This window comes from Staphylococcus equorum, assembly GCF_029531845.1.
Classification (GTDB): Bacteria; Bacillota; Bacilli; order Staphylococcales; family Staphylococcaceae; genus Staphylococcus; species Staphylococcus equorum_C.
The window spans coordinates 304,970-312,000 of record NZ_JAMBPV010000003.1 but is presented as its reverse complement, the minus strand read 5'-3'; the positions used below and the strand labels follow the sequence as shown (position 1 = coordinate 312,000).

8 protein-coding genes are annotated in these 7,031 nt (G+C 35.3%); 6 read left to right on the top strand and 2 right to left on the bottom strand.

Annotated elements, in window-relative coordinates:
* Positions 1 to 491 precede the first annotated feature (491 nt).
* The gene (locus M4L39_RS06185) at positions 492 to 614 is read left to right on the top strand and encodes a hypothetical protein (protein WP_277581245.1); all 123 of its coding nucleotides are present in this window, start codon (positions 492 to 494) and stop codon (positions 612 to 614) included.
* A gap of 3 nt (positions 615 to 617) precedes the next feature.
* Here M4L39_RS06185 and M4L39_RS06180 read toward each other — a convergent pair whose 3' ends face one another.
* On the bottom strand, positions 618 to 2,009 hold the full coding sequence (locus M4L39_RS06180; RefSeq protein ID WP_277581244.1) for a PLP-dependent aminotransferase family protein: 1,392 nt from the start codon (positions 2,007 to 2,009) through the stop codon (positions 618 to 620).
* A gap of 100 nt (positions 2,010 to 2,109) precedes the next feature.
* Between M4L39_RS06180 and pdxS the strand changes: the two genes are divergently transcribed.
* Positions 2,110 to 2,997 (top strand): pyridoxal 5'-phosphate synthase lyase subunit PdxS, encoded by an 888-nt coding sequence (pdxS, locus tag M4L39_RS06175; RefSeq protein ID WP_277581243.1) that lies wholly within the window; start codon positions 2,110 to 2,112, stop codon positions 2,995 to 2,997.
* Position 2,998: 1 nt separating this feature from the next.
* Positions 2,999 to 3,574, top strand: a complete 576-nt coding sequence (gene pdxT / locus M4L39_RS06170; RefSeq protein WP_277581242.1) for a pyridoxal 5'-phosphate synthase glutaminase subunit PdxT — start codon at positions 2,999 to 3,001, stop codon at positions 3,572 to 3,574.
* Positions 3,575 to 3,627: 53 nt separating this feature from the next.
* Here pdxT and M4L39_RS06165 read toward each other — a convergent pair whose 3' ends face one another.
* Positions 3,628 to 4,842 carry a NupC/NupG family nucleoside CNT transporter gene (locus M4L39_RS06165; RefSeq protein WP_277581241.1) on the bottom strand — a complete coding sequence of 405 codons (1,215 nt, stop codon included), beginning with the start codon at positions 4,840 to 4,842 and terminating at the stop codon, positions 3,628 to 3,630.
* Positions 4,843 to 4,997: 155 nt separating this feature from the next.
* Here M4L39_RS06165 and M4L39_RS06160 point away from each other — a divergent pair, with 155 nt between their 5' ends.
* Genes M4L39_RS06160 through M4L39_RS06150 form a run of 3 tightly spaced genes read left to right on the top strand, consistent with a single transcriptional unit; the run spans position 4,998 to position 7,030 of the window.
* Entirely contained in the window at positions 4,998 to 5,459 is a 462-nt protein-coding gene (locus tag M4L39_RS06160; RefSeq protein WP_002508589.1) for a CtsR family transcriptional regulator, read from the top strand.
* 16 nt (positions 5,460 to 5,475) lie between these two features.
* Positions 5,476 to 6,027: a UvrB/UvrC motif-containing protein gene (locus M4L39_RS06155; RefSeq protein WP_277581240.1), complete on the top strand. Its 552-nt coding sequence runs from the start codon at positions 5,476 to 5,478 to the stop codon at positions 6,025 to 6,027.
* Positions 6,020 to 7,030 carry a protein arginine kinase gene (locus tag M4L39_RS06150; RefSeq protein WP_277581239.1) on the top strand — a complete coding sequence of 337 codons (1,011 nt, stop codon included), beginning with the start codon at positions 6,020 to 6,022 and terminating at the stop codon, positions 7,028 to 7,030. The genes M4L39_RS06155 and M4L39_RS06150 overlap by 8 nt, the downstream gene beginning before the upstream one ends.
* The last annotated feature ends 1 nt before the right edge of the window (position 7,031 follow it).

Here is a 7,031-nt window from a genome sequence, read left to right as displayed (position 1 = left end):
GCATTATAGGATGCGATGAGCCCGAGACCGAGAGGTCTCTTTTTTTATGCGTAAAAGGAGCTTAACTTCTAAAAAATAGCTGGTTTAAGAAAGCGTTTGAAGCTGACGAAATTAGCGAAAGACGCGACGAGCTTACAAGCGGTAAGTGAGTAAGGAAAATATTAAGTGTTTACAAGAGCTGCTGCTCTTGCATAAGCACTACTAATCTTGCAGGCAAGAAAGTAGTGCTTTAAAGCGCCTTAGCGCCGATGGTAGCCGACTTACGTTCCGCAAGAGTAGGACGTTGCCAGGCAGCATTATAGGATGCGATGAGCCCGAGACCGAGAGGTCTCTTTTTTTATGCGTAAAAAAGTGTAAATGGCCCCGATAGACATATATATAATTTAAGGGTTACAAGAGCTCGTGCTCTTGTATAAGAACTACTAATTTCACAAGCGAAAAAGTGGTTCTTTATAAATTAAGAAGTAGTTATTTAGAAGCTGACGAACTCAGTGAAAGATGCAACGAGATTACAAGTAGGTGCCAAAGAAGTAACTAGGTACGTGTTAAATGTTTACAAGAGCTGTGGCTCTATAAGTACTACTAATCTTGCTGGTAACAAAGTAGTGATTTAGAGATCAGGGCTTCTTTAAAATTGTCAAAGCACGAATTAGTGCTTTGGTGTGTTCCTCTAATTGTGAAAAAGGTATTCCACCAAAACCTAAAATGAATTTTACAGATTGCTGTGACTTATTATATTTGCTAAAAGGTATAATTTTTAATTTATTTTCTTCAGCGTTTTTTAGACATTGATTCATAGTCAAACCATTTTTTACAGTTAGTGTAAAGTGCATGCCTGCTAATGCACCATCAATTTCTAATTGTTCTTGGTAGGGTTTGAGGGCATCTAATATAAATTTAAGTTTGTCTCTATAAACGTTTCTCATTTTATTTAAATGCCTTTCAAAACTACCTGACTGCATAAAGCTTGCCACCATTTTTTGTATGTGTGCGGGTACTGTATTGCCTTCCTTATTTTCTAGTGCGTTATATAACTTCAGTAGCTTTTTAGGCAATACTAGGTAAGCAACTCTGCAACTTGGGAATAAAGATTTTGAAAATGTACTAATATATATGACTTTATCTTTTGTATCTAAACTTTGTAATGCAGGAATAGGTTTTCCAAAGTAACGGAATTCCGAATCATAATCATCTTCAATAATGTATCTATTTTCAAATTGCTGTGCCCAATGAATAAGTTGGGTACGCTTTTTTAAATTCATTACGTAGCCGGTTGGGAATTGATGAGATGGTGTAACATAAGCGATGTTGTTATTAGATTCATCAAAATATTCTAGTTCAATTCCTGTATTATTTACAGGCACTTGAAGATAAGTAATTTGTTTTTTGTCTAAAACTTGTTTGATCGGGGGATAGCTAGGATTTTCAATTATAAAGCGTCCTTTATTCAAAATATCAGTCAATAAATTAATGAGTTGTTCTGTAGAAGAGCCAATAATAATTTGTTCTGGATGACATGTTACGCCTCTACTGTTAAATAAGTAATGAGCTATTTCCTGGCGTAGTGTCCATTCTCCTTTGGGATTGGTATGTTGTAGTAAGTTTAATTGACTATCCTCAAAAGCATCACGTGCGTATTTTCTGAATTGTTGCATGGGAAAATATTCAGCATCGATTTCTGATAAATTAAAGGCAAACTCATATGTTTGTTGAGCCTGATTGTCGTTATTTTCTTCGTGATATGTGTTTGATGCGTGTAGATCTCTATCTCTAGCAATAATTGGTAAAGTTTCAACGTCAGATACAAAATAGCCTGATCGAGGTTTGGCATATATGTAACCCTCATCAGATAGAATTTGGTAAGCATGTTCGATTGTTGTGTTGCTCACAGAGAGATGTTGTCCTAACGCTCGTTTAGAAGGAAACTTATCTCCTGATTTATATTGACCTTCAATGATTTGTTTTTTTAGGTTCTCGTACAGGTTGATGTATAAATGTTCTTTTGTCATTATAACTGACCCCTTTAATTAATTAAGAATTGTCCCTTTTTAAATACCAGTTTATCTTTTAAAATGAATTTAATCAACTAAGCAAAGGGGTTAAATAAATATGTCTAAAGTAATTGGATCTGAAAGAGTTAAAAGAGGAATGGCTGAAATGCAAAAAGGTGGCGTCATTATGGACGTCGTAAATGCGGAACAAGCTAAGATAGCTGAGGATGCAGGCGCTGTCGCAGTAATGGCATTAGAACGTGTGCCTTCTGATATTAGAGCTGCAGGTGGCGTGGCACGTATGGCTAATCCTAAAATAGTAGAAGAAGTTATGAATGCTGTCTCTATCCCAGTTATGGCTAAAGGCCGTATTGGTCATATAACTGAAGCTCGTGTATTAGAATCTATGGGTGTTGATTATATCGATGAATCTGAAGTACTAACACCAGCTGATGAAGAGTTTCATTTACGCAAAGATACATTCACTGTACCATTTGTATGTGGTTGCCGTAATTTAGGTGAAGCCGCACGCCGCATTGGTGAAGGTGCTGCTATGTTACGTACTAAAGGTGAGCCAGGTACTGGGAATATCGTAGAAGCAGTAAGACATATGCGTCAGGTCAATTCAGAAGTGAATCGTTTAACAGTTATGCATGACGATGAAATTATGACTGAGGCTAAAAATATTGGTGCACCATACGAAATTTTAAAATCTATTAAAGAAAATGGTAAATTACCAGTAGTTAATTTTGCAGCTGGCGGGGTAGCAACACCTCAAGATGCTGCGTTAATGATGGAATTAGGTGCTGATGGAGTATTTGTTGGATCTGGTATTTTTAAATCAGAAGACCCAGAAAAATTTGCTAAAGCAATTGTACAAGCAACTACACATTATCAAGACTACGAACTAATTGGACGTCTAGCTAAAGAATTAGGCACAGCAATGAAAGGGCTAGATATCAATGAGTTGTCATTAGAAGAGCGTATGCAAGAGCGTGGATGGTAATATGAAGATTGGTGTTTTAGCCTTACAAGGCGCTGTGAGAGAACATATACGTCATATTGTACTAAGTGGTCATGAAGGTGTAGCAGTTAAACGTGTTGAACAGTTGAATGACATTGATGGATTAATCATACCAGGCGGAGAATCTACTACGTTACGTCGCTTAATGAATCTTTATGGATTCAAAGATGCTTTGCAACAATCTACATTACCTATGTTTGGTACGTGTGCTGGTTTAATTATCTTAGCAACGAACATTGTTGGTGAAGAAGGTTATTTAGATAAATTGAACATCACAGTTCAAAGAAATTCCTTTGGCCGACAAGTTGATAGCTTTGAAAGTGAATTAGATGTGAAAGAAATTGCCAAAGATATTGAGGGTGTATTTATTAGAGCACCTCATATAGAAAGTGTGCATGGCGAAGCTAGTGTGCTTAGCACTGTTGGTGATAAAATTGTAGCTGTCCAACAAGGATGTTATTTAGGTGTTTCATTTCATCCTGAATTAACAGATGACTACAGAGTCACACAGTATTTCATAGAATCAATAGTTAAACCATCCTTAACTGAAAAAGTATAAAAAAGAGCGACAAGGTCCCCAATACGCCTTGTCGCTCTTTTGAATATTAAAATTTAAATAAAGAATCCTGCAATAGCTGCAGAAATAAATGACACTAATGTAGCACCGAATAATAATTTTAGACCAAAACGTGCTACCATATCTCCTTTTTCGTTGTTAAGCGATTTGATTGCGCCAGAGATAATACCGATAGAGCTAAAGTTTGCGAATGACACTACGAATACTGAGATAACACCTTTAGCGTGTTCACTCATGTTTTTAACTTCACTTAGACTTTGCATTGCAACAAATTCATTTGATAATAATTTCGTTGCCATAATAGAACCAGCTTGTACTGCTTCATTCCATGGCACACCAACTAAGAATGCGAATGGTGCAAAGATGAAACCGATAAGTGTTTGGAAGTCCCAAGTGATACTACCACCTGAAATACCAGTGAAAATCGCACTAACTACACCATTAAGTAAAGCGATGATAGCGATGTAACCAATTAACATTGCCCCTACAATGACTGCTACTTTAAACCCATCTAAAATATATTCCCCTAACATTTCGAAGAAGGATTGTTTGCTTGTTTCACTTTTTTCAACAATTAATTTATCTTCTTTTGCATCAACTTTATATGGGTTGATGATAGAAGCAATAATGAAACCACCGAAGAGGTTTAATACAACTGCTGTAACAACAAAACGAGGTTCAATTAACGCAAAGTATGCACCGATAATAGATGCAGACACAGTAGACATTGCTGAAGCAGTTAATGTATACAGACGTTGTCTTGGAATATGAGCAAGTTCTTTTTTCAATGAAATAAATACTTCTGATTGTCCCAAAATTGCTGCTGCAACAGCATTATATGATTCTAAACGCCCCATACCATTAATTTTAGAAATAACTAAACCTAAGACATTAATGATTACAGGTAAAATACGTGTATATTGTAAGATACCAATTAATGCTGATATGAAAACAATTGGTAATAATACGTTAAAGAAGAATGGAGGATTTTCTGGATCTATGTATTGAAATCCACCAAATACAAAATTCACACCTTCTGCTGCTTGTGCTAATAAGTAATTAAAGCCGACTGAAATGCCGCCAATGACTGTAATCCCAAATTGTGTTTTTAACAAAATAAATGCCATGATAAGTTGTATTACAAGTAATAACCCAACATATTGCCATCGAACATTTTTTCTGTCGGAGCTGAAAAGAAAGGCTAACCCAATAAATACTGCAATCCCAATTAAACCGATAATAATATGCATATTTTTCATCCCTTTTAATTTTTTCTTAATACCTATAATACAATAAAAGTGATAGCACTTACATCCATAAACTAATATTTTTTAATCATATTGGTTGAAAAAGGTCAAAGTTGGTCATATAATATAGTCAAAGAAGGTCAAAAGAGGTGATAATCATGCACAATATGTCTGACATCATAGAACAGTACATTAAGAAATTATTTGAAGACACCAATAAAGACGTTGTAGAACTTCAACGTGCAAATATTGCACAGCGCTTTGACTGTGTGCCTTCTCAACTGAATTATGTAATCAAAACACGTTTTACAAATGAACATGGTTATGAGATTGAAAGTAAAAGAGGTGGCGGTGGGTACATTCGAATCACCAAAATTGAAAATAAAGACGAAACAGGTTACATTAATCACTTACTTCAATTAATAGGACCATCAATTTCTCAGCAACAAGCGTATTACATTATAGATGGTTTATTAGATAAAAAATATATCAATGAACGTGAAGCTAAGATGATTTATGCTGTCATTGATAGAGAAACACTAAAAATGGATGTATTATCGAGAGATATTATACGGGCTAATATTATTAAACGATTATTACCTGTAATAAATTATTACTAAAGCGAGGTGTTTAGTCGTGCTATGCGAAAATTGTCATTTAAACGAAGCAGAAGTTAAATTAGCAGTAAAAGGACAAGACGGTGTCAATGAAAAATGGGTTTGTTCGACATGTGCTCAGGGTGGAAACCCTTGGACACAAAATCAGCAGTTACAATCCCAAGATGATATTGAAGGTGCATTTGTTGTAAAACAAATTTTACAACACTTAGCAGCTAAACATGGTATTGATTTTGATGAAATTGCTTTTAAAGAAGAAAAAAGATGTCCTACTTGTCATATGACGTTAAAAGATATTGCACATGTTGGTAAATTTGGTTGTGCAAACTGCTATGCAGCTTTTAAAGATGACATTGTCGACATCGTGCGTCGTGTGCAAGGTGGTCAAATAGAACATACAGGGAAAACACCTCGATCTTCCCATAGAAAATTAGCGCTTAAAAAACAAATTGAAGAAAAAAATTCATATTTAAATCAGCTTATTGAAGATCAGAATTTTGAAGAAGCTGCAGTTGTTCGGGATGAAATTAAAGCATTGAAAGACGATGGCGAGGTGAAACAGGATGAGTGAAAATAATATCAGTGCATACATGAGTGAGTGGATGCGCGATAAAGAAGAAAGCCCTGTTGTGATGTCTTCAAGAATCCGATTGGCTAGAAACTTAGAAAATCATGTCCATCCATTAATGTTTCCGTCAGAGCAGGATGGCTATAGAGTAATAAATGAGGTACAGGATGCGCTTCCTAACTTGTTTATGCAGCGCTTAGATACTATGGATCAGCAAAGCAAATATAAACTCGTTGCGAAACATCTCATAAGTCCTGAATTAATCAGACAACCTGCATCAGCCGTGTTACTAAATAGTGATGAATCATTGAGTATTATGGTGAATGAAGAGGATCATATTCGAATTCAAGCTATGGGAAATGATTTGTCACTGCAAACATTGTACGAGAATGCTTCCACTATAGATGATACGCTTGATAGTGAGTTGGATGTAAGTTTTGATGAAACATTAGGTTATTTAACAACTTGTCCGACAAACATTGGTACGGGCATGCGTGCGAGTGTGATGCTACATTTACCGGGTTTAACAATTATGAAGCGTATGAATCGCATCGCTCAAACGATTAACAGATTTGGTTTTACTATAAGAGGAATATTTGGTGAAGGTTCACAAGTTTATGGTCATATTTATCAAATTTCAAATCAACTAACTTTGGGAAAAACAGAAGAAGAAATCATTGAAAGTTTAACTGAAGTTGTACAACAAATCATTAACGAAGAATTACAAATTCGCGAACGTATGAACCGTCACAATCACATTGAAACATTAGACCGAGTATATCGTTCGTTAGGAATATTAAAATATAGTAGACTGATATCTATGGAGGAAGCATCACTGAGATTAAGTGAAGTGAAACTCGGTATTGATTTAGGCTATATTGAACTAGAAAACTTCAAATTTAATGAATTAATGGTAGCAATACAATCACCATTCTTATTAGATGATGAAGATGACAGAGTAGTAAATGAAAAAAGAGCAGATATATTAAGAGAACATATAAATTAGG